This is a genomic window from Paenibacillus sp. J22P218 (assembly GCF_056269195.1).
In genome coordinates this window covers 61,091-83,151 of record NZ_JBWDNL010000009.1, presented here as the reverse complement: position 1 = coordinate 83,151, position 22,061 = coordinate 61,091, and the positions used below count along the sequence as shown (strand labels likewise).

General features: G+C 48.8%; 22 protein-coding genes. 19 read left to right on the top strand and 3 right to left on the bottom strand.

What is annotated here, in order from left to right:
* The first annotated feature begins 228 nt into the window (after nt 1–228).
* The 16 genes from AC0YN0_RS28895 to AC0YN0_RS28820 all read left to right on the top strand — a co-directional run bounded on the left by AC0YN0_RS28895 (nt 229) and on the right by AC0YN0_RS28820 (nt 14,626).
* Nucleotides 229–2,430, top strand: coding sequence for a hypothetical protein (locus tag AC0YN0_RS28895; protein ID WP_475824401.1), 2,202 nt, complete (start codon nt 229–231; stop codon nt 2,428–2,430).
* On the top strand, nt 2,430–3,107 hold the full coding sequence (locus tag AC0YN0_RS28890) for a LysM peptidoglycan-binding domain-containing protein (protein ID WP_475824400.1): 678 nt from the start codon (nt 2,430–2,432) through the stop codon (nt 3,105–3,107). Before AC0YN0_RS28895 ends, AC0YN0_RS28890 begins: the two co-directional genes overlap by 1 nt.
* A gap of 1 nt (nt 3,108) precedes the next feature.
* Nucleotides 3,109–4,077, top strand: coding sequence for an XkdQ/YqbQ family protein (locus AC0YN0_RS28885; RefSeq protein WP_475824399.1), 969 nt, complete (start codon nt 3,109–3,111; stop codon nt 4,075–4,077).
* Nucleotides 4,077–4,388, top strand: a complete 312-nt coding sequence (locus AC0YN0_RS28880) for a DUF2577 domain-containing protein (RefSeq protein WP_475824398.1) — start codon at nt 4,077–4,079, stop codon at nt 4,386–4,388. Before AC0YN0_RS28885 ends, AC0YN0_RS28880 begins: the two co-directional genes overlap by 1 nt.
* A gap of 11 nt (nt 4,389–4,399) precedes the next feature.
* Nucleotides 4,400–4,786: a DUF2634 domain-containing protein gene (locus tag AC0YN0_RS28875; RefSeq protein WP_475824397.1), complete on the top strand. Its 387-nt coding sequence runs from the start codon at nt 4,400–4,402 to the stop codon at nt 4,784–4,786.
* Nucleotides 4,779–5,840 (top strand): baseplate J/gp47 family protein, encoded by a 1,062-nt coding sequence (locus AC0YN0_RS28870; RefSeq protein ID WP_475824396.1) that lies wholly within the window; start codon nt 4,779–4,781, stop codon nt 5,838–5,840. Before AC0YN0_RS28875 ends, AC0YN0_RS28870 begins: the two co-directional genes overlap by 8 nt.
* The gene (locus AC0YN0_RS28865; protein WP_475824395.1) at nt 5,833–6,408 is read left to right on the top strand and encodes a putative phage tail protein; all 576 of its coding nucleotides are present in this window, start codon (nt 5,833–5,835) and stop codon (nt 6,406–6,408) included. The genes AC0YN0_RS28870 and AC0YN0_RS28865 overlap by 8 nt, the downstream gene beginning before the upstream one ends.
* Nucleotides 6,409–7,077: a hypothetical protein gene (locus AC0YN0_RS28860; protein WP_475824394.1), complete on the top strand. Its 669-nt coding sequence runs from the start codon at nt 6,409–6,411 to the stop codon at nt 7,075–7,077. It abuts the gene before it with no gap.
* Between the two features lie 10 nt (nt 7,078–7,087).
* Complete coding sequence (locus tag AC0YN0_RS28855) at nt 7,088–8,326, top strand: hypothetical protein (protein WP_475824393.1); 1,239 nt, start codon at nt 7,088–7,090, stop codon at nt 8,324–8,326.
* Nucleotides 8,327–8,342: 16 nt separating this feature from the next.
* Entirely contained in the window at nt 8,343–8,960 is a 618-nt protein-coding gene (locus tag AC0YN0_RS28850; protein ID WP_475824392.1) for a hypothetical protein, read from the top strand.
* An 87-nt stretch (nt 8,961–9,047) separates the two neighbouring features.
* On the top strand, nt 9,048–9,518 hold the full coding sequence (locus AC0YN0_RS28845) for a phage holin family protein (protein ID WP_475824391.1): 471 nt from the start codon (nt 9,048–9,050) through the stop codon (nt 9,516–9,518).
* Complete coding sequence (locus AC0YN0_RS28840) at nt 9,505–10,257, top strand: peptidoglycan recognition protein family protein (RefSeq protein ID WP_475824390.1); 753 nt, start codon at nt 9,505–9,507, stop codon at nt 10,255–10,257. Before AC0YN0_RS28845 ends, AC0YN0_RS28840 begins: the two co-directional genes overlap by 14 nt.
* 111 nt (nt 10,258–10,368) lie before the next feature.
* Nucleotides 10,369–11,994 carry a spore germination protein gene (locus AC0YN0_RS28835; protein WP_475824389.1) on the top strand — a complete coding sequence of 542 codons (1,626 nt, stop codon included), beginning with the start codon at nt 10,369–10,371 and terminating at the stop codon, nt 11,992–11,994.
* A 14-nt stretch (nt 11,995–12,008) separates the two neighbouring features.
* Nucleotides 12,009–13,208, top strand: a complete 1,200-nt coding sequence (locus AC0YN0_RS28830) for a Ger(x)C family spore germination protein (protein WP_475824388.1) — start codon at nt 12,009–12,011, stop codon at nt 13,206–13,208.
* Nucleotides 13,209–13,243: 35 nt separating this feature from the next.
* Nucleotides 13,244–13,453 (top strand): hypothetical protein, encoded by a 210-nt coding sequence (locus AC0YN0_RS28825; protein ID WP_475824387.1) that lies wholly within the window; start codon nt 13,244–13,246, stop codon nt 13,451–13,453.
* A 45-nt stretch (nt 13,454–13,498) separates the two neighbouring features.
* On the top strand, nt 13,499–14,626 hold the full coding sequence (locus AC0YN0_RS28820; RefSeq protein WP_475824386.1) for a GerAB/ArcD/ProY family transporter: 1,128 nt from the start codon (nt 13,499–13,501) through the stop codon (nt 14,624–14,626).
* A 474-nt stretch (nt 14,627–15,100) separates the two neighbouring features.
* On the opposite strand, the gene AC0YN0_RS28815 is transcribed toward AC0YN0_RS28820, so the two are convergent.
* From AC0YN0_RS28815 to AC0YN0_RS28805, 3 genes are read right to left on the bottom strand one after another with little or no spacing between them, the layout of a single operon-like run.
* Entirely contained in the window at nt 15,101–15,565 is a 465-nt protein-coding gene (locus AC0YN0_RS28815) for a RidA family protein (protein WP_475824385.1), read from the bottom strand.
* Between the two features lie 51 nt (nt 15,566–15,616).
* Nucleotides 15,617–16,756 carry an alanine racemase gene (locus AC0YN0_RS28810; protein ID WP_475824384.1) on the bottom strand — a complete coding sequence of 380 codons (1,140 nt, stop codon included), beginning with the start codon at nt 16,754–16,756 and terminating at the stop codon, nt 15,617–15,619.
* Nucleotides 16,757–17,413, bottom strand: coding sequence for a helix-turn-helix transcriptional regulator (locus tag AC0YN0_RS28805; protein ID WP_475824383.1), 657 nt, complete (start codon nt 17,411–17,413; stop codon nt 16,757–16,759). It lies immediately after the preceding gene.
* Nucleotides 17,414–17,611: 198 nt separating this feature from the next.
* Between AC0YN0_RS28805 and AC0YN0_RS28800 the strand changes: the two genes are divergently transcribed.
* The 3 genes from AC0YN0_RS28800 (at nt 17,612) to AC0YN0_RS28790 (ending at nt 22,061) form a co-directional block, all read left to right on the top strand.
* Entirely contained in the window at nt 17,612–18,652 is a 1,041-nt protein-coding gene (locus AC0YN0_RS28800; RefSeq protein WP_475824382.1) for a CobW family GTP-binding protein, read from the top strand.
* Between the two features lie 139 nt (nt 18,653–18,791).
* Nucleotides 18,792–19,322, top strand: a complete 531-nt coding sequence (locus tag AC0YN0_RS28795) for a hypothetical protein (protein WP_475824381.1) — start codon at nt 18,792–18,794, stop codon at nt 19,320–19,322.
* A 255-nt stretch (nt 19,323–19,577) separates the two neighbouring features.
* Nucleotides 19,578–22,061, top strand: coding sequence for an EAL domain-containing protein (locus AC0YN0_RS28790; RefSeq protein WP_475824380.1), 2,484 nt, complete (start codon nt 19,578–19,580; stop codon nt 22,059–22,061).

Sequence of the window (22,061 nt, the reverse complement as noted above, 5' to 3'; positions counted from 1 at the left end):
AAGAGGGCGACGGAGAAGCGAACTACGCTTACTACGCCCTCCACGAGCTACGCATCTTGCCCCACGAGCTGATGGCGATGTCCCGCCGCGAGAAAGCAGCTATCTATGCCATGATCGACGTCCGCATCGAAAGCGAAAAGAAGCAGCGAGCCAGATCGAAACGAAAATAAGGACGGGCAGCGCTCTCGGCATCGGGAGCGCTCTTGCCCGTGTGAAGGGGGTGAAGGGATGGCCAACCCATTTATGATTTCCCACCGATCAATGCTTATGGTTATCGGCACTTCAGTAGCAGTCTCTGCTAATATTCGAATAAGCATTATGAACACTGCCAATCAAAGCAGAATTATGCTTCAAGGAGTTACCGCAGCCAAGCAAAGTATCGAGCGAGTGGATGCAGAGTTCAAGAAAGCAACCATATCAATGAATAAGTTTACGGAATCTCTTAAAAAGCTTAGAGAAGCAGCAGATCAAAATGCTGGTGCTAATGGATCTAATAATGGGAACAACGGCAATAATGGCAACAACGCAAACAACGGAAATAAAGGCAAGAAAACGATTGCTCAACGTCTAGAGCTTCCTATTAAAATAATACAAGGACTTGCAGCTGTAGGGTCCCTTGCTTTTATTATGTTGCGAATAAATCGTTTTTTGGCTGCCGCGCCTCCGCCAGCAGCTGCGGCTCCGGGGGCTACTTTGTGGGGGAGAGTGGGTCAAACTGCGGCAAAGATGATAAAAACGGCCGTATCGGGCGCCGCGGAAGAGGATGAAATGCGGGCAATGCTCGTCGCAAGAAGTGGCGGCGAGGAAGCAGGCGGTCCTTTATTCGATCATATTCGAAAAAATGCGGTGGATAACGGGGTCGATGTTACTGAAGGGGTAAAAGCTGCTCTTGAACTTATGCCTGCAGCCAACGACACTTCACAATTAGATCGTATGTCTACGATGGCTATGAAGATGTCAAAGTTTGATACGAGCGGAGGCGGTGTAGGCGGTGCGGCTTCTGCGATCAAAGAAGCAATGTCTTCTGGCGATTTTTCTGGCATAGCCAGTCAATTCAATATTAGTCCCGAAATCGTAGAAGGAATCGATATCGCAAAATTCACTGCGCCAGGCGAGGATAGCGTGGATGGATTTCTTAATGCGCTTGATGAAGTGCTTATAAAGGCAAATATGGGGGAAGATGCGTTAGCTAAGGCAATGAATACCCCAAATGAGCATATCGCTGATATACAAAATAATGTTAAAGCCGGGCTCGCTGGGGCCGGATCTGGAGCGATAGCTGCATTTACGCCTATTTTGGCCGCAGTCAATGAATTGTTTGATTCAGGGAAGCTCCAACCATTCTTTGATATTTTCGGCGCGGGACTCTCGTTCGTAGCGCAAATGCTCGCTTCTGTAGCAGAGGGAGCGTTATGGCTGGTGAATCAGTTCATTGCGTATTGGCCAGCTATTGCGACTGTATTTTTATTAATCGGTTCGATGTTTCTACCGACTATCCTTACCGCGCTTTGGGGACTGCTTGTTCCATTATGGGCAGCGATACCGCCATTGCTGGCACAAGCAGGAGCATGGCTGCTTATTAACTGGCCGATCCTGCTTATTATACTGGCGATTGGAATATTAATTGGAATTATGATTTACTTCGGCGCGGAAACGGAAGCCATTGTCGGCATTATTACCGGCGTATTCTACGCATTCTTCGCAGTATTAAAAAATCTGTTCGCTGGCTTCTGGAACATTATTTTAGATGTCGTTGGCTTCTTCGTGAATGTCTTTAATGATGCTACTTATGGCGTTCGGAAGTTTTTCTTTGATTTGGTTCAGACGGTGCTAGGGTACTTTGAAGGATTGATCAATAAGCTTATCGACAACGTGAACTGGCTTATTGAAAAGTTAAACGCCATCAGCGGAGCTAAGATTCCATTGATAGCTGAATTTGAAGCCAGTGCACTGGAAAAATTCGATCCCGAGAATTATAAGGAAGGCTTTGATCTATCGAAGTACAAAATGGCGCAGACCGATGTTGGTGATGCCTTCGATAAAGGCAATAAAGCAGGAAGTGGCTTTATGAGCAATATGAATGACGGTCTTGGAGATCTAGGCGCTAAGCTTAAGGAAACAACCGCAGGTAAAAAGCCGGGAGAACAACCAGATGGTACGCAAGGTTTGGGTGGAACGCAACCAGACATTAACCGAGTCAATGAAGTCGGGAGCATCAACGAAACGGTTGATATTTCCAGTGAGGATTTGAAGACGATGAGGGAGCTTGCCGAGATGAAGAACATTCAAAACTTCGTATCCTTGCAGCCGAGTGTCAGTGTGCAGACTGGTGATATTAACAGTGGACACGACATTGATACGATCATCGGACGTATCGAGAAGACGCTCAATGAGCAGATCGCAACCTCCGCGGAAGGGGTGTACGCATAATGCAAATAAACAATTATTCCGAGTATGGTATATGGCTCAGTTATAACAATCAGCAGGAGGGTTTTCGTATTCCAGTTAACCCTCCAGATATTCAAATTGGAGATTCAGTCGGCGGCAAAACCTTCGAGGTGTCCGGTCTAGGTGAGATTAACGTGATTCAGAGTCCGAAGCTAACGGATATTTCATTCAAAAGCGTATTTCCGGTAAATCATTATGCTTTCGTCGCAAGCCAGGCTCTGTACGATCCGATATATTACGTGAACTTGATCCTGAATTGGATGAAAACGAAGCATCCGATCCGATTCGTCTTCACCGGCGCTTCATTTGATCTCAATATGGCCGTTAGCATCGAGAAATTCGAGTGGTCGGAAATCGCGGGTTCGTCGGATATCGAATACAGTATCGGGTTGAAGAAGTTCGTTTTTTACGGCGCTCGGAAAGTGATTTTGGGTAATGATCAGACGGGTGTTAAAAAGCAGGTGAGTCGACCTTCAGAACGGCAAGGCCCTAAGACGTACAGGATGGCTAAAGGCGATACACTTCTTAAGGTAGCAAAGAAACAGCTTGGAAGTGTGGTATTTGCACGTAATATAGCAAAATGGAACAAAATCAAAGATTGGCAGCTGTTGAAGAAAGATGCACTTGAAGGAAAAATCTTGAAACTGAGGAAGTTATGAGATGCTAGAGATACTAATCGATAACCGAAACGGCAATGTATGGGACATTACGAGTATTGTTCCGTCACTGACCTACAAGACGAAGCGAATCGGGTCGGCATCCAGTTTAAGTTTGACGCTCGTTAAGGGCAGCTTGTTCCAAAGCGATCTATTTACGGTGAACGTTGGTGACGTTATTCGCGTGATGAAGGACGGGGCAGGGGTCTTTTACGGCTATGTGTTCGATATTGATTCGGGTAAGGACGAGAGCGTGTCGATTACGGCGTACGACCAAATCCGCTATTTGCTCGCTAACGACACCTACGTGTTCACCAATATTACCGCGTCGGAGATCGTGAAGAAAATTGCCTCCGATTTTAAGCTTCAGCTGGGAACGATATCGGATACGGGCTACAAAATCCCGAAAATGTCGGAAGACAACAAGAAGCTGCTTGACATTATTTGCAAAGCACTCGATCTGACGGTCATTAATGAAAGAGGAAACTTCTTTCTCTATGACGATTTCGGCAAATTGTCCCTTCGCAACATTAAGGAGATGAAGCTCGATTTCGTTGTCGGCGATTGGAGCTTGATGCATGATTACGGTTATAAGCGCTCGATTGACAGCGATTCGTATAACTATATTAAAGTGTATCAGGACAATAAGAAGACGGGGAAACGGGATATTCATCTTGGCCAAGATAGCGCGAATATCGCCAAGTGGGGCAGGCTTCAACTGTACCAGCAGGCGGATGAGAAGATGAATGAAGCGCAGATCAAGACGCTTGTCGATCAGTTGCTGACCTTAAAAAACCGTGAGCAAAAGACGCTCAGCATCGAAGCGCTTGGCGATCTTCGTGTTCGGGCAGGCTTTTATATTCCAATCGTCATTCAAGAGCTTGCGATTAGCCAATATTTTCTTGTGGAAGATTGTACCCATAAGTTCGATGCGGATGCGCATACAATGAGTCTGGAATTGAGGGTGATTTGATGGCATTACTAGATTCAATCAAAAAAGCCGGCGCAGCGGCATATGCAGCTGGTAACCCGATGGCCGTTCTGGTCGGTAAAGTAACGAGTTTAAATCCTCTGGAAGTGAACGTGGATCCACGTTTCACGCTGCCGGAGGATTTTTTGATTATACCGGAAAGCTTAACGAAGTTTGAGGTCGACCTGGGAGAGGCAGCGACCGGGGGCAAGGTTGTTATTCGCAAGGGGCTAGAGGCTGGCGATGCCGTGTTGTTGCTCCGCGTGCAGGGCGGCCAGCAATACGTGGTGCTCGATAAGTTGGTGCGACCATGATTCCGCAGGGGATGAGTTTGTCAGAGTCGGAATTGACCGAGCAGGCTGAGACGAGCAAGACGTACAATCTGGATACTGTGGCGAATCGCATCATCGGTCTAACCGATGGACTGGATGCTGTGAGGCAATCGGTCTTTAAAATTTTGCAAACGGAACGTTATCGATTCTTTTGCTATAGCGCTGACTACGGAGTTGAATTGGAAGGTTTGGTTGGCGCTGATCCGGCGTTTGTTCGTTCGGAGCTTAAGCGTAGGATTAGCGAAGCGCTGCTTCAAGACGATCGGATAAGTGAAGTAAATGATTTTACAATGGAGATCGATGGCGAAGGTGTAAAAGCTACCTTTACCGTTGTATCCAACTTTGGGAGCTTTCGAGAGGAGGTGAGGCAAGATGTATGAGAACGTTAATTTCGATACATTGCTGCAGCGTATGCTGGATCGCGTGCCTAATGATGTGGACAAGCGTGAAGGCAGCATCATCTATGACGCGTTAGCCCCAGCAGCGGCAGAATTAGGAGAAATGTACGCGCAGCTGGATATCCAGATGGCGTTAACTTTTGGCGACACGGCCAGTGGTGAGTATTTAAGTAGACGTACAGCAGATTTCGGTATTACAAGGCAATCGGCCACGAAAGCGAAGCGGCTGGGACGGTTTTATGGAGAGGGAGATGTGCCGTTCGAGATTCCGGTTGGCAGCCGGTTTTCGGTTAGCCAATTGAACTTCAAGGTATTAGAACGTATTGCTGCTGGTCAATACGAGCTTGAATGTGAGTCTGTCGGTCGCAGCGGCAATGAGCCATATGGCGCTATGCTCCCTATTGATTATGTGAATGGGCTTGCATCGGCTGTGCTGCAAGATATATTGGTGCCGGGCGAGGATGAAGAATCGGACGAACAGTTGCGAAGTCGCTTTTTTGAAGAGATACAGAGTCCGGGTACAAGCGGCAATCAGTCCGATTATCGGAAATGGGCGCTATCGATTGCGGGCGTTGGCGATGTGAGGGTAGAGCCGCTATGGAACGGCCCGGGGACGGTTCGCGTTATCGTCATTGACAGTAACAAGCAGCCCGCGAGCAGTCAGCTTGTGCAGGATGTGCAGCAGTATATTAGTCCTACGGCTGGAGCCGGTGAAGGGGTTGCGCCAATCGGAGCGGACGTCACAGTAACTGCCGCGCAAGGAGTAGCGATTAACGTGTCGGCTAACGTTGTACTCAACGGTACAGCCAATTTGGAAACGGTGTGGACTGTTTTTAGTCAAGCTTTGGAAGCTTATCTGAGAAGCATTGCTTTCTCTAGCGATCCTTCACCTAAGTATGTACGCATCGGATCGATGCTTCTTGACGTACCGGGCATTCATGACTTTGCGAGCTTGACGGTAAATGGCGGAGAGGTGAATGTGTCCGTATTGCCCGGGCAGGTTGCTATTATCGGGGAGGTGGCCTTGAGTGAATGATTTGACGAGTCCTATGGGACGCGAATGGCTAGGCCACCTGCCTAACTTTTATGATAACAATAAAGAATTTCGTTTGTTAGCTGAGGCTGAAGGTGAAGAGTTAGATGGCCTTGTGGAGGCTCTTGAAGCTGGCTTCGATCAAAGATTCGTTGATTCAGCCACATGGGGGTTGGTTAGGTGGGAGCGAGAGCTTGGCATTAAGCCACCCGCAGGCCAACCCTATGATCAGCGTCGAGCTGTCATCCGCTCGAAGCTGCGTGGGACGGGGACGGTTACTGCGCGGCTGATTAAGTCGGTGGCGGAGGCTTACGCGAATGGTGAAGTCGAGGTCACCGAAGATTTTAATGGTTACACAGTCAAGGTGACCTTCGTATCCACGCTCGGCGTTCCACCGAATTTAGCGGATTTGGAGCAAGCAGTTAGAAGTGTTCTGCCGGCTCATCTTATCGCAGATTATATGTTCATTTACATGACATTTGAACAACTCGAAGGATATGGCGTCACATTTGGCTTGGTAGAGTCAATCAGCATTTCCTTAGGCGATTTAGAAGTTTGGGAGGGATCATAGATGCAGACGTTACCGAGTGGCATAAAGAAATACGAGTCTGCCGACAACGCAACGGTTGAAAATTTCAATATTAACGCTGATCTGTTAGATGGGAAGATTATGAAACTAGATGGAATAGCGGAGGGAGCTGGGACAGTAGGCTCTGCAACGGATGTCGTTATTGGAAATCGAACGGCTAACGACACGATGGCAGCGACATTTACAGGTACAATAACGACCTTATTTTCCAGTTTGTTCGGATTAATAAGGGGGATTACTGGAAAAGGAAGTGCACTTACCGCACCAGCGACGAATCTAGAAGCTACAAGGGCACACATGGATGCTACTGCCGGCGTGCATGGATCTGTAAGCACGGCAACAGCAAGCAGATTAATGATTCGAGACGCGAGCGGTCGTGTAAAAGTTACTGCTCCAAGTGCATTCGACGATGTAGCGATTAAGCAGACAGTTGATGATGCAGCAGCTTTAAAAGCAAACATAGTTTCACCTATTTTTTCGGGAACTCCAACTGCTCCAACCGTGGCAATAACAGTCAATAACACTCAAATTGCAACAACTGCTTACGTTACATCAAAGATTAATGATAAAGTACCAATGCGAATTTTCAACTCGCTAACGACACCAGTTGGAGCATCAGATGGAGATTTGTGGTTTCCACCGCCATCTTAAGGAGGTTTTTATGGGGATTACGGCACAAATCATATTTAGTGGCAAGAGGACCAGCTTAGTGGCTCGTTTAGCAAATGGATGGCTAGTTACTAGTTATGCAATTAATGACGACACTTACCAATTTATCTGTTCAGAGGACGATGGAAATGCATGGCGAAATCTATGTACTCTTGCACACACATCGGGAGAAAATTCGGACTATATCGTTAGCGTTTCCTCTATTATTGCGGATGGTAACAATGTATTTGTGCCATTCGGCTATACGGATATTAATGATAATGATCGTATTATGACTGTCTATTTTGACGCCACGACGATTTTACCCACGACCAATTTATATACTACTCGAAATAACGGGACTATTACAGCTTGGATAAGTATATCAAAAGTAAAAAGATTACATGGTCGGTATCAGTATCTAATTAACACGACCACTCAAGGCACACCGACAACAAGCTACAAAAGACATATATCTACTGATGTTACAACCGCTCCTAGCTCAGGTACGACGTATCTTTCCGGCACTCAATCAGCAGCGGCCTTAAAAGGAGATACTGATGTTTATAGTTTGGCTGACGGACGAACTTGGATATTTTACGGATCTGCGAACACACTTATGCTTCGCAGAAGACTCACAGCAACAGGGGCTCTTCAGACTGCACAGACTCTTATTATCTTAGATGCTAGTTATAAAATCCATCGAATAAACACAGTTGACCACAACGGGGTCTGCTATGTCTTTTATTCGTGGCGCAGTGATGACGGAAGCAGCAGGGGTCTTAGCTATTTAAAGACGACAGACGGCATTACATTTAGTGCTTCGACTGACCTACTAAACAATCCTTTCATGACAACTAGCACGGCTCAGATTGATTTCGACGTAATGTCTGATGGACAAGTAATGTGCCTTCTTCTAACTATACCAAATGGGGCAAATTCATTATTGTATAGTGCCAGGCTTAATGGAGAAGTTATGAGTCTTAAGAACAGTGGGATAGTGGCTGCTCCCCAGGCAGATTATGCACGTACCATACGAACAGTTTCAATTGATAATGGAGTGTTTTACTATACTGCTTTGATAAACAACATAACAAATCTTGTGAAAGTAAAGTTAGACGTTGAGGGAGTAAAAAGATTTACGTCGGGATCTTGGCAAAATGTTGATCACGGAAACCGATTCGGCATCTCGATATGGCAAGAGCAAAGCGGACGACGCATGATTGGTGGAGTTTGGAGCGAAATAACATAGAAGGGTGTTGGTATATTTGGCATTACAAATGGAATTGCGGTTGAATACAGGAGTTGTTGCAAGAGAGGCGTATTTCACAATTATGCAAGCGCAAATTAACCGTGTATTAAAAAGAGTCGAGGCAGATGTGCATGTCTATTACGATGTAAGCGCACGTTTGGAAGGATACGAACCGATTCAAAGGTACCTATACGTGATAGGCGAAAATGCTATACCGCAGACGGACGAAACTTTTTGGATTAGTGTGACCGGCCCCGGAACTATAAGCGTAAATCTTAGGGACGATACACTCGTGCTTAAAGAGGTATCGATGGAACTATTCCAATCAGAGACGATGTTGCACGAAATTGTTGATGGTCTACAACATAATAATCTGGATGTGTTTGTGGTCGATAATTCAATCGTTATTCAAGCGGCTGGCACGTTGAAAGGCTCAGCTGGTGGATTGATTGACGTAACTGGCGAGGCTTGCACGATCACAAACCGAATTATCGGAGCAGATGTTGTATTGTCGGATATGGATACTTTATTTAGCCCGGAAGTGCTCTCGCATGAGGGAGTCAACCTTCAAAAACAAATCTATGATCATATGAAGAGAAATGATAAACGTTATAATAATGCAATCGACGTGTAGAACAAGTTAATTGTTGAAATTCTATTCTGCAAAAATTTTTAGGGCTCCGTAATGCGGAGCCTCTTTATTAGAAGGGAGTGAGGAAATGTGATTCCTATCAGAGAACTTCTTTTTACATTTCAATCAGCAGTAGTTGGAGCAACCGGCAAAGAAACCGCCCTCAGCAGTTCCATCGCTGCCGCCGGCGTGATCGTATCCGGCTGGCTTGGCGGTTGGGATAAAGCGCTGCAGGTATTGTTGCTGCTCATGCTAGTCGACTATGTGACTGGCGTGCTTGGTGCGATTAAGACGAAGCTGATCGACAGCGAAGTCATGTTCTGGGGCGGCGTTCGCAAGATTACGGTACTGTTCGTAATCGGGCTTGCCGCGTTGATGGACGACTGGGTGCAGCCAGGCGTTCCTATCTTTCGCACGGCGGCTGTCTACTTCTACGCAGGTCGGGAGGGGCTATCCGTTATCGAGAATCTCGGGACGATCGGCGTGCCGCTTCCCGGCAAGCTCAAGCAGTTCCTAGCCCAACTGAGCGATAAGGGAGAGACGAAGAATGGGAATGGGTAACTACGTTGTCGATCACATTCCGCCTACAACGCCATGCAATCGCAGACCAGCGCATCCTATGCAACAACCAACGACGATTACGGTGCACAATACGGGCAATCCAACGAGCACGGCGAGAAACGAGCGGGACTGGCTTACGAATCCAACCAATAACCGAACGGCTTCCTATCATATCGTCATTGACGAGCAACAAGCAATCGAATGCATCCCGCTCTCAGAGAATAGCTGGCATGCTGGTGACGGCAGCGTTCCGGCGAGCGGGAACCGGACTTCGATCTCTATCGAAATATGCGAGAGCGGCGACTACGCACAGACGATAGACCATGCAGCTGAACTCATCGCAAAGCTATTAGCCGAGCGAGGCTGGGGAATCGACCGGCTTCGCAGGCATTTTGACTGGTCCGGCAAAATATGCCCCAGACTTATGTACGACAAAGGAAAATGGACAGGCTGGCTGCAATTCAAGCAGCAGATAGCTGACAAGTTGACACAATTAGCATCAGGGGGAGAGCTGATGACGAAGGAAGAGAAAGCACTACTGGAAAGCCTCAAGACGACGGTCACTCATTTGGCAGAACGCGTCGTCTATCTAGAAAACAAACAAAGAATGAACATACCGGCTTGGGCGCAAGCGGCGGTTGATACTGCTGTAAGCGCTGGCCTTATTCATAAACCCGATGAGGGGTCGGAGGATTTCTACCGACTCCTTACCGTTATTCACCGCAAAGGTCTGATCTGACCGAACATCAATGACCATGCATCGCGACATCCACTGTCGAAGCCGTTTATCCGTAAGCCCTGATGGTCATAATGGGTAAAAGACCATCATGAGAATCGGAGTCGGTACATTATGCCAAAGCGCCCTATGCGTCCCATGTTTTCTTCTCGCGCAAAATCGTCCACGAGCTCTGACAATGAAAAAAACTCTTTCGAGCCACATCCGCCTCACGAGCATACCGGCAAGCCGATTGATCCCGATGTTAAGGTCAACATGGAGCGGGTTTGGAGCGAGCTGGGCGGCAGCGATGATCTCGTACTGCGTGAGATTCGTTACGAAGGCAGCGAGAAGATCGCAGCCGCAGTCGTCTATATGGATGGAATGGCGGATAGCGCCATTATTAATAGTTATATTTTTGACGTGTTGAAGTTCAGCACATCGTCCAATCAAAGCTCCAATGACAGTAACAGCGAAACCGAACCCCAACCCGAAGCTGCTGCGGACAAAAAAGATTTGGCTCAATCGTTGCTCCAAGGAATCGGTTCGATCCATCCCGTTCCAGATCTGGCGAATCTGTATCGCAACCTGCTTTCTGGTGAGGCGATCATCCTGCTCGATGGCAGCAATGAAGCGTACCGCGCCGACATTCGGCAATGGAAGGGACGCGACGTAACCGAATCGACGAATCAGACGTCTATCCGCGGACCTAGGGAGAGCTTCACGGAGACGCTGCGCACGAACACGTCGCTCGTTCGCCGGAAGATCAAGGATCCGAGGCTATGGCTGGAGACGATTACGATCGGTCGCGTGACGAAGACGGATGTGACACTTCTCTATTTGAATGGGATCGCCAAACCTGCGGTCGTTGCAGAAGCACGCCGTCGTCTAAGGTCGATCGACATTGACGGCATTCTAGAGGGCGGATATATTGAGGAGCTTATTGAGGATGCCAAATTCTCGTTGTTTCCTACCGTATATAATACGGAGCTACCGGATAGCGTAGCGGGCGCGTTGCTGGAAGGGAAGGTAGCGATTATGGTCGACGGGACGCCGAATGCGCTCGTCGTGCCGGCTCAGCTCGTCACCTTTTTCCAATCGACGGAGGACTACTACCAGCGCTGGAGCTATGCCAGCTTGCTTAGGCTGCTGCGCTTCATCAGCGTATTCATCTCGCTGTTGTTCCCATCCATGTATATCGCTATTACGACGTTTCATCGCGATATGCTGCCAACCTCTCTGCTCATAAGCTTAGCGGCACAGAGGGAGGGCGTACCATTTCCTGCGTTTATCGAGGCGCTTGCGATGGAGCTGACATTCGAGATATTGCGGGAGGCAGGGCTTCGGATGCCAAGGGCGATCGGCCAAGCTGTCTCTGTCGTCGGGACGCTCGTTATCGGCCAAGCGGCGGTGGAGGCAGGCATTGTATCTGCGGCAATGGTCATTGTCGTATCAGTCACGGCCATCTCGACCTTTACATTGCCGGCGTATACGATGTCGATTCCTATTCGAATGCTGCGTTTTCTATTTATGGGGGTAGGCGCAAGCTTCGGCTTGTTTGGTATTATTATGGGCTTGTTCGTCTTAATCCTGCATTTGTGCTCGTTGCGTTCTTTTGGCGAACCGTTCATGGCCCCATTCACGCCTTATTCGACCGCTGATAATCGGGATTCACTGATTCGCATGCCTCGTTGGCTTACTTATAATCGACCTGGCAGCGCGCAGTCGGGCAACCGGGTTAGATTGAAGCGGCGAACCTGAGGAGGCATGATGGAATGTCAATCATTCGCGATCGAATACAGAAGACTCTTTTGCTTTTGCTGTGCGTGCTGATGCTGTCCGGCTGCTGGAGCAGACGTGAGCTGAATGAGTTAATGATCGTGCTAGGAATCGGATTGGACTGGGAGGATGGCGAATTTCTTGTTTCTTTCCAGGTCGTCAATCCTAGCGAAATTTCGACGATGCCCAAGGGCGGCGAGCGCCCCCCGATGACACTCTACCAGTCTAAGGGAAAGACGCTGTTCGAAGCAGCTCGCTCCTTAACTGCTGAAGCGCCGCGCAAAGTATATATGGGGCATTTGCAAATCTACGTCATTGGCGAGGAGCTTGCGAGAATGGGAATCAGCAATTTCATTGACAACTCTTTGCGGGATAACGAGCTTCGAATGGACTCCAACCTCATCATTGCGAAAGGAATGAAGGCACAGGATCTATTGAAGCTGTTCACGCCGCTGGAGAGGCTGCCGACCCAGAACATGCTTCATTCTTTGCAGACGTCGGAGAAGTCCTGGGCGCCTACGGTATCGGTCAACCTCGACGATCTATTAAATAAATTATCTACGCATGGCGATGAGTTGGCTGTAACGGGCATTCAGCTTGTAGGTACCAAGAAGAAAGCCACGAGCAAACAAAATGTGGAGACTTATATGCCTTCTACCCGATTTCGATATACCGGCATTGCCGTGTTTAAGACGGATAAGCTAGTCGGTTGGTTGAATGAGCAGGAGAGTAAAGGCTTCACCGATATTAGCGGCAAACTGAAAAGCACCTCAATTGAGCTGCCTTGCGGAGAGAATAGCTATATCGGGATTGAAGTCACGTCTTCCAACTCCAAAATTAAAATGGAAATAAAAAATGGGCGGCCGGAGGCGCATATCCAAATTAGAACAGAAGCTAATATCGTGGACCGTATGTGTAAAAACATTGATTTGGAAAATCCCGCGACCATTCAAGAGCTGAACGAAGAAATTAAGGTGATTATCCAGGATAATGCCGAAGCTTCTATTAAAAAAGCGCAAAAGCTAAAGTCTGATATTTTTGGATTCGGCAGTACGCTAGGAATGCAGCATCCGCAGTTTTGGAAGCCAATTATGAAAGAATGGAATGAAGAGTGGTTTCCTGTCCTCAAGGTTCAATACCAAATCGAAACCCATATTCGTAAACTGGGCACGACGAGCAATACAACGATGTATTAGTGTAATGAAGGCTGAAAAAGGAGGGAGCTCGGAGCATGTCGTCGTTAATTGCAGTAATTGCGCTAGCAATAGGCGTTGCCTTGCTCGACATCCCTCCCCTTGCGCGGAAGAGCATGAAGCGGGAAATGTTCGTATATATCGTACTGCTTCTGTCGGCAACGGCTCTTTATAGCGCGCAGGTAATGGGAGTGAAGCTTCCTAATCCTTATGCCATTTTGGAAATCGTATATAAACCTTTTAAATAGCGTAAGCAGAAGTGGCAGACGAATGAGGATGGGAGGGGAGTCGCGATGAGCAAATACAATAATGCGAAAATATCAATGCGCCAATTCGCGATTTTAATTGCGTTCGGTTCTATAGGCGACTCCATCCTCATCATTCCGACGCTTACTGCCAAGCTTGCAGGGCAAGACGCATGGATATCGATGCTGATAAGCTTTGTACCGGGCTTCGCGACGGCTCTTCTTTATGCTGCGATTGCGAATAAGCTCCAAGGAGACGGACTTATTCATTACGTGCAGAAGTCGCTTGGCGTATGGCTCGGAAGTGTGGTTGGTCTGTTGTTTCTGTTCTACTTTTTTTTCTGTCATGTGACGTTAACAAGCGAGATGAGCCAGTTCATGACGACGCAGATGATTCCGGAAACACCTGCTAATGCGGTCATCATATTGTTCATGACAGTCGTCATAATTGCATACCGCTATGGGGTGGAGGCTTTCGCCCGAATGGGAGAGCTGCTGTTCCCAATCTTCGTGCTGTTCTTCTTGTTTCTTGTGGTGCTCCTGCTGCCTCAGATTGAAACAGACAACCTGAAACCAATTCTGGCAAAAGGTTTTATTCCGGTGCTAAATGGCATGAGGCAGCCCTATTCCGTCGGTTTTACGGAGATGATCGTCTTATTGATGATTGCTCCCCGCGTGATCGGCGCAAATAAGATGAAGCCCATTATGACCGGATTTGCCATCAGCTCTGCAGTGCTGTTCATTACGATGCTGCTATGCGTGTATGTGCTTGGCCCTAATTTGATGATAACCAAATTTTATCCGACCTTCGTGCTTGCGCAAAAGCTGACGATCGGCAATTTTTTGGAACGAATGGAGGCCGTATTGGCATTCATTTGGATTATTACGGTTTATTTTAAAACGCTGCTATATTTCTACGCTTTGGTGCAAGGCATCGCCGAGCTGATGCGATTGAAGGAGAGCAATATGCTGACGATACCGCTTGGGATGATCATACTTGTGTTTTCAACCATGGTGATGCCAAATACGACGACCTATTACTACATCATTGATCATTATTGGGCGTGGTTCGATATGACCTTTTGTGTGGCGCTGCCGCTTCTGCTGCTTGGTTGGATTTATGCGAAAGGAATGGTCATCAAGGAAGAGAAGAAGGGCATTGGACCATCTGAATGAGCATGAAAGTGGACGGGTGAGAGGTTAAATGGCTCCAGGTGTGGGCTGCAGGTAAAAATGAGCAAACGCACAATTTATATAATCGCCTATACCGATTGTGCGTTTATACATAGGATACTGTACCTTAAGAAAAAGGAGATGAACAAATGAGCTATGGAGTAGCAGGTGCAAACACTGGACACTGTGCACCATCTTACCCTGTTGCAGGTGTTGGAACTGGACCTTGCGGAACTGGAGTCGGCGGCGCATTCTCGGGCTTAGGAATTATACTTGTACTTTTCATTCTGCTTGTAATTATATCCCGTGCTTGCCTGTTTTAGTAAACCAACGCTTGCTTGCTAATCAGTATAAATGCGTATCCGCTATTTAATGGCAGGATCAAACTTATAAGTTTGATATTCCGAAAATAAAAACCCCCAGTCGACTGGGGGTTTTGCCATGCCATGCCGCGTCGTGATGTGCTCAGTAGTAGACTTAATCGCGAATCTCGGCGATCAGTTCGATCTCGACGGGCGTATGGAACGGAAGATCGCTCGTCCCGATCGCGGAGCGGGCGTGGCGGCCGTTCTCGCCGAACACCTCAATAAGCAGATCGGAAGCGCCGTTTATAACGTATGGCTGGTCGCCAAAGCCCGGCGCGCTGTTGACGAAGCCAAGAATTTTGACGATCTTCACGATGCGGTCAAGATCGCCGAGGTAAGCCTTCATAGCGGCGAGCAGATTGATAACGACTTGGCGTGCCGCCTCTTGACCTTGCTCGATCGTTAGATCCGAGCCGACCTTGCCCTCATACATAAGAATGCCGTCAATGCGGCAATCGAAGCCGGACGTATAGATGAGGTTACCGGTTTGGTTGACCGGAATGTAGGAGAACTTGGGCGCCGTTGTTTCTGGCAGCGTAATGCCGAGCTCGGCAAGCTTTTGATCAATAATGGACAATTGGGGACAACTCCTTTGATGTCGTACATAGTAGGTAGATAAAGTTTTTCATTATTCGAGCATGCCGCGGGCGGCCACAGGAACTTTGCGAGGTTTATCGTCGGCATCCACGATGTATACTGAATTGTGCAGGTTAACGGTGCTGCAAATATGGTTAGGAATAAGAGTTAGCCGATCGCCGACGCGATAAGCGCTGCTTGGATGCACGGATATCATGCCGTGCTCCTCATTCATGCGCACAAGGACAGCACCTGGATCGCCAATAATATGGGCGAATCCTTGAAGATATAACGGAGCGTTGCCGGGCTGCACATCGGTCGCGAACGTCTTGCTGCCGCCGTCGATGATGATCAGATCGTCGGCTGGACGGCTGACCACCGTAGCATGCACGGTCGCGGCGCAATCCTCAAGCGAGCATACGCCGAAGGCGGCTTGCATCCGGTCTTGATAAATATAAGTGCCCGGACGGATCTCGGTCACGCCCTCGATCTCGGCCGCGTAGATCGCGGTCGGCGTCGAACCGACGCTGACGTCCTCGATCGCGATGCCTGCGTCGCGTAGCAGCTGCGCAGCCTCGCTCATAAGGCGGCCTTCCTCATGTCCGGCCGCCTGCAGATCAAGCGTCGAGGCGCCGCCAAGCATCGCGCCTCGGTACGTGAAGATGCCGCTCAAGCGAATGCCGCCAAGCGCATCGATCTGCTTAGCCAGCGCTACGGCGGCGTCTGCGCTAACGCCTGTACGGTGCAGGCCGGTGTCGATTTCCAGCCGCACCTCCAGAACCGTGCCCTTCGCGACTGCCGCCTCGGATAGGCGCGTTGCTCCATCCAGGCTGTCAACCGCCACGATGATGCGCACGCCAGCATGGCTAAGCTGTATCGCACGTTCGACCTTCCTCGCCCCGACCAGCGAATAAGCGATGAATATATCGCTTATTCCGCCTGCGGCCATCACTTCGGCTTCGGAAACTTTGGCGACGGTGATGCCCGTCGCTCCAGCCGCTAGCTGCCTCAGCGCCAGCTCCGGCAGCTTATGCGTCTTCGCATGCGGCCGAAGCGCGACGCCGCGGCGGGATGCTGCTTGCGCCATCGCTTCTATATTGGCGTCAATTCGGCTGTTCTCGATGACGATGCATGGCGTCTCGAGTTCATCGATGCCGCCGCCAAGCTTGCTTTTTGCCTCCATCTCGCTCATCTACGTCAGCTCTCCTTCGGAATCGTTTTGCTTGGATTCATCCAAGTAGCTGTACAATGTATATTTCGATATGCCCAAGTAACTGCATACTTTCTCGCCCGACTTCTTAATGAGGAACGCGCCCTTCTGATCCAACAGTTGAATAAATCTGATCTTATCCTCCTTGCTCATTACCGCTGCCGGTCTTCCGATCGTTTCTTGCGTCTCCTGAATGAGCGTATCGAGCAGATCGCCAACGTTGCTGACGAACGATTCGCGAACCGGCGCGAGACCGCTGGCGGTAAGCGACTGCAACGTCTTCTCGGCAACCATGAGATCGGTAATATCGAAGTTGATGCACAGAGCGCCTATAATCGTTCCTTCATTATTTTTTATGTACATTGAGGTGGAGCGGAGCAATCGCCCGTCCTTCGTCTGCGTAACATAGTTATGGCGGCTATCGCCGGCTGCCGTGCCGCGCATAATCTCAAGTCCAAGATTCGTGCCGGGATCGCCGACCTTGCGGCTCGTAACATGACCGTTCTCGATAACGACGATCGTACTGTCGACCGGCCTCGACCAATCATGGACAACGACCTCGCAATTGTCTCCGAATTGGGCGGCTATGCCTTGCGCCAATTCCGTTAGAAATAGTAGCTCCTGCGATATGGATTCCATTCGGTTCCTGCCTTTCATGCCTGCCTTCGATCATATGGTACTACCGCCGTACGTAGAAATCAAACAAAAAGTTAGCTTGGCTAAAAAAAAGTAAGATCATCCTATTCCTGAGGATGAACAAACGTAATAATTACGATATAATAGATGACGTACAAGATCGAATTACCGATTACATAACGGAAACGGGAGTATGCCTAGATGGAACATCATGAACGTCTTATTCCAGTACATTTGCTGTCTGGATTTCTTGGCAGCGGCAAGACAACGCTGCTAACTAGAATGCTTGATTATTATAAAGAACAAGGTTTGAAGCCTGCCGTTATTATGAATGAGCTTGGCGACACGAATCTGGACGGCCAACTGCTGGGCGAGGAAGTGCCGATGGCGGAGATGCTGAGCGGCTGTATCTGTTGCTCCATCCGCGGTGATCTTGGCGTGGAGATCAGCATGCTCATTGACGAGCATCGGCCTGACGTTATATTCATCGAATCGACGGGAGCGGCGAATCCGATGGAGACGCTCGACGGCGTAACGGAAGCTGCGCTTTACAAGCCGATCGATCTGCGATCCGTCATTACGGTCGTAGACGGGCCGGAGCTGCTTGCACGCTCGCGCAGCGGCAAGGGGCGCACGTTCAAGCTGATGCAGGAGCAGATTCGGTGCGCTACCGTTCTGCTGCTCAACAAGGCGGACAAGCTTGATCCGGAGCAGCTAGTCGAAGCCCAGCAACTGCTGGGTGACTTGAATCCGCATGTGCCTGCAACGGCGACCGTTCGCTGCGCAATCGACGACTGGAGCTGGCTGGAGCGGGCGATGAGCACGTCTGGAGCAGAAACAATCCGTCCATCCAAGACGAGTAACGAAGCCAACGAACGCGAACATCTCCACGAACATAACCATGAGCATCGCCACGAACATGCCCATCACCATTCGCATGATCATGTCATGGTCGTGACCCATTATTGGCAAAGTCCGATCAGCAGCGAGGCGTTCGAAGAACTTCTTCAGCAGTTGCCGGACAATATTTACCGGGCAAAAGGTATTGTCACGTTCACAGACGCCCCAAGCCGCTTTTTGTTCCAATACGCGTATCGGGAGTCGGATTTCATGCGAATCGAGCCGCAGGGCAAGGTGAATGATGTTGCCGTATTCATTGGCGAACACTTCGAGAAAGACTGGCTGCTGCGCCAGCTGAAGAAGCTGGAGGAACAGGGGCGAAATCAGCAAACGGAGAATTAGCTGCGAGCATATACCCAGCCGATTTTGTCGAATAATGCCATTTTCATGTCTATAGGACATCGTGCATGGGCAAAATAATCCAATAGAGGACGGCTTCCTCTTGAGCATCACGATTCTATAGGATGAAGGAGTGGCATACATGTCAGCAAAATGGTTCATACCGGCGCTAGCTTTATCTGCTCTATTGTTCGCATCCCCTGTTTGGGCGGCAGCAATTCCAGAGGCTAACGTCTCTGAGCAGCAAGCGCAAACGCCGGGAGACGCGAAGCAGGAGCATCATCATGGGCATATGACGCGCAAAGATTTCGAAGCGCACCGCCTTGAGCGCCTGAAAGAGATGGCGCAATACTTCGGCATTGACACATCGGGCAAGACGGCGCAGCAGCTTAAGCAGGAGCTAGAGGTTGCGAAGACGTCCAATAAGGACAAATGGGAAGCCTATAAGGCTGAGCATAAAGCGAGAAGGCTGGAGCATCTACGCGATATTGCCGCCAAGCACGGCATCAAGACGGACGGCAAGAGCGAAGAGCAACTGCGCGAAGAATTGTACAAGCTCCACGGCGGCAGAAGCAGAGGTCATGGCGAGCAGCCTTCCGGCGGCTGGCATATTCATGAGCAGGATGGGGAGCAGGAACAGAAGAAGCAGCAGCAGGTCGAAGAAGCCAAGTAGCAGTCATAATTGCTGCTGGCTAATAATGAAGAACCGTTAGACAAGCGATTTGCTTGCTTAACGGTTCTTTTTGCATGGAATGATGTATAAACATGTGACACTCTCTGCGTGGCGCTTTTTGTCGATTATTTTACAAGTAAACTTATACAAATAGCATTGTAATGACTATATTTTGTCAAGTATACTAGATCCATATCATATTTTGACATATTACGTCGATTTATGCTTGTCCAACATGGAGGGACGGATAGAGTAATGAGGAAGTTTCGCTTAAGCATCGCCCAGAAGCTTGTCATATCCTTAGGGATGCTTATACTCCTATCATTCGGAACATTGGTTTCGGTCCATCTTGGCAAGCTTTACGATACGAATCTGAAAGAGAGCGAGCTGCTCGCACAGACCGAGTCCATGGCATACTCCCATCGGTTCTCGAAGGAAATCGATGAGACGATTGCGATGCTCGAAACGTTAAGAACAACGATGACGCAGATGCGGCAGGATCAAACGCAAAATCGTGAAAGTGTTGTCCAAGTGCTGCAGAAGGTGCTGGAAGAGCATCCGGATGTGCTTGGCATATATACATTATGGGAAACCGATGCATTCGATGGGCAGGACGCGCTGCATCGAAACCGGCTAAGCTATGACGACGAGACCGGAAGGTTCATCCCTTATGCCGTTCGCATGGGAGATGAAATTGCAGTACTGCCTGTTCAGAACTACGAGGACGGGGTCGAAGGCGCATTTTATCAAATTCCGAAACAAACGAAGCGGTTTTCAATTATTGAGCCTTTTATGTATGAAGTAGAAGGCAGGCAGCTGCCAATGACTTCACTAGTGCTGCCGATTTTGGACGATCAAGGCGAATTTCTAGGAATGGTTGGCGCCGATTATTCGCTTGAGGAAGTTCAGGCGCAGATCGAGAAGATCCATCCGCTTGGCGGCTATGTGAATATTATTACATCCGGCAATCGATATCTTGCTAACGGAAGCAATTCCGAGCTTGTAATGAAGCCTTACCTATCGTGGCCAGGCGAAGAAGGGAACGAGCTGCTGAGAAGCGATAAGCCGGAGCTGTATTATACGGATGATCATGAGCAGACAGGGAAAGTGTTCAGATTGTTTTATCCCATTCCGATCAAGGATCAGCTGTGGCATTTCGAAACGATTATTCCAAAAGATAATATGCTGGCGGATTTCAAAAAAAGCTTAGCCGATTCGATCCTTATTTCCATTGTTGCGCTATTCCTGGTGTCTATTATTATTATTTTTTTGGTCCGCATCATTATATTGGAAAACATCCGCAAGGTCATTCATGTAACGAGCGCTGTTGCGGCGGGCATTATGGACCATAAGCTTGACATTCAATCGAATGACGAGTTCGAATACATGGCGCACCAGTTCAACAAAATGATTGATCACCGCATTGAGGCGGAGCAGTTGATCGAATACCAGGCGACACATGATCTGCTGACCAGCCTGCCGAATCGCAACGCTTATCATCGTTATATTGAAAACCTACTATTATCCGGCATACCTCGCCAAGGACATCTTGTGCTGCTGTTTATCGATTTGGACCGTTTCAAGGTCATTAACGATACACTCGATTATGGAAGCGGCGATAAGCTGTTGAAGCAGATTGCCGATCGGATCGTCCAAGCGGTAGGTACGCAAGGCAAAGTGTTCCGCTTCGGCGGCGACGAGTTCATTGCTCTGCTGGAGGATGTCAATCATCTGCATCGGACGCTGATGCTGGCTGACGACGTTCTGTCGGCAATTTCCGAGCAGCTCGTCATTAATGAGCGGATGTTCTACATTACGGCGAGCATCGGAATGAGTATTAAGAGCGAGCTGGGGATGGAGACGGGCGATCAGCTTGTGAAAGAAGCGGATATTGCCATGTACGTGGCGAAGAAGGAACGAAACACTTCGAAAATGTACTCGCCGTCCATGAACGATGTTCCGAAGAAAGAGCTTATGCTCGAGAACAGCCTGTACAAAGCGCTTGAGAAAGGCCAATTCACCCTCTTCTATCAACCGAAAATTGATATGACGACGGGCCGGATTTACGGCGCGGAAGCGCTCATCAGGTGGAAGCACCCGGAATTCGGCATGGTGTCGCCGCTGGACTTCATCCCGATTGCGGAGAAAACGGGCTTCATCATTCCGCTTGGGGAATGGGTGCTGCATACAGCTTGCCAGCAAATCCGCGAATGGGAGCGGATGGGGATGACGGACATGTCCGTCAGCGTAAATATGTCGATGCTGCAGTTCCAGCAAAAGCATATCGTCCATACGATCGAACACATTATTTCCAACGCCGGCATCAGGCCGGGGCAGATCGAATTGGAAATAACCGAATCGATCTTCATGGACAATGCGGAGCATACGCTCAAAGTGCTGCATGAGCTTCAGAACCTTGGCGTGAAGCTGTCGCTGGACGATTTCGGCACCGGTTATTCATCGCTAAGCTATCTTCAAAATATACCATTGCATACGCTGAAGCTCGACAAATCGTTCATCAGCGACATCGTATCCGACTTCAAGAAGCAGATGATATTCAAGTCGTTGATCGTCATTGCCCATAACTTGAACCTGAAGGTTGTAACCGAAGGCGTCGAGACGCAAGAGGAGCTCAGCATTATTCGCGAGCATAATTGCGATGCCGTACAAGGCTATATTTACAGCCCTCCTGTGCCAGCGGCGCGTTTTGTGGAAATTTATTTGCACCATAACCAATAG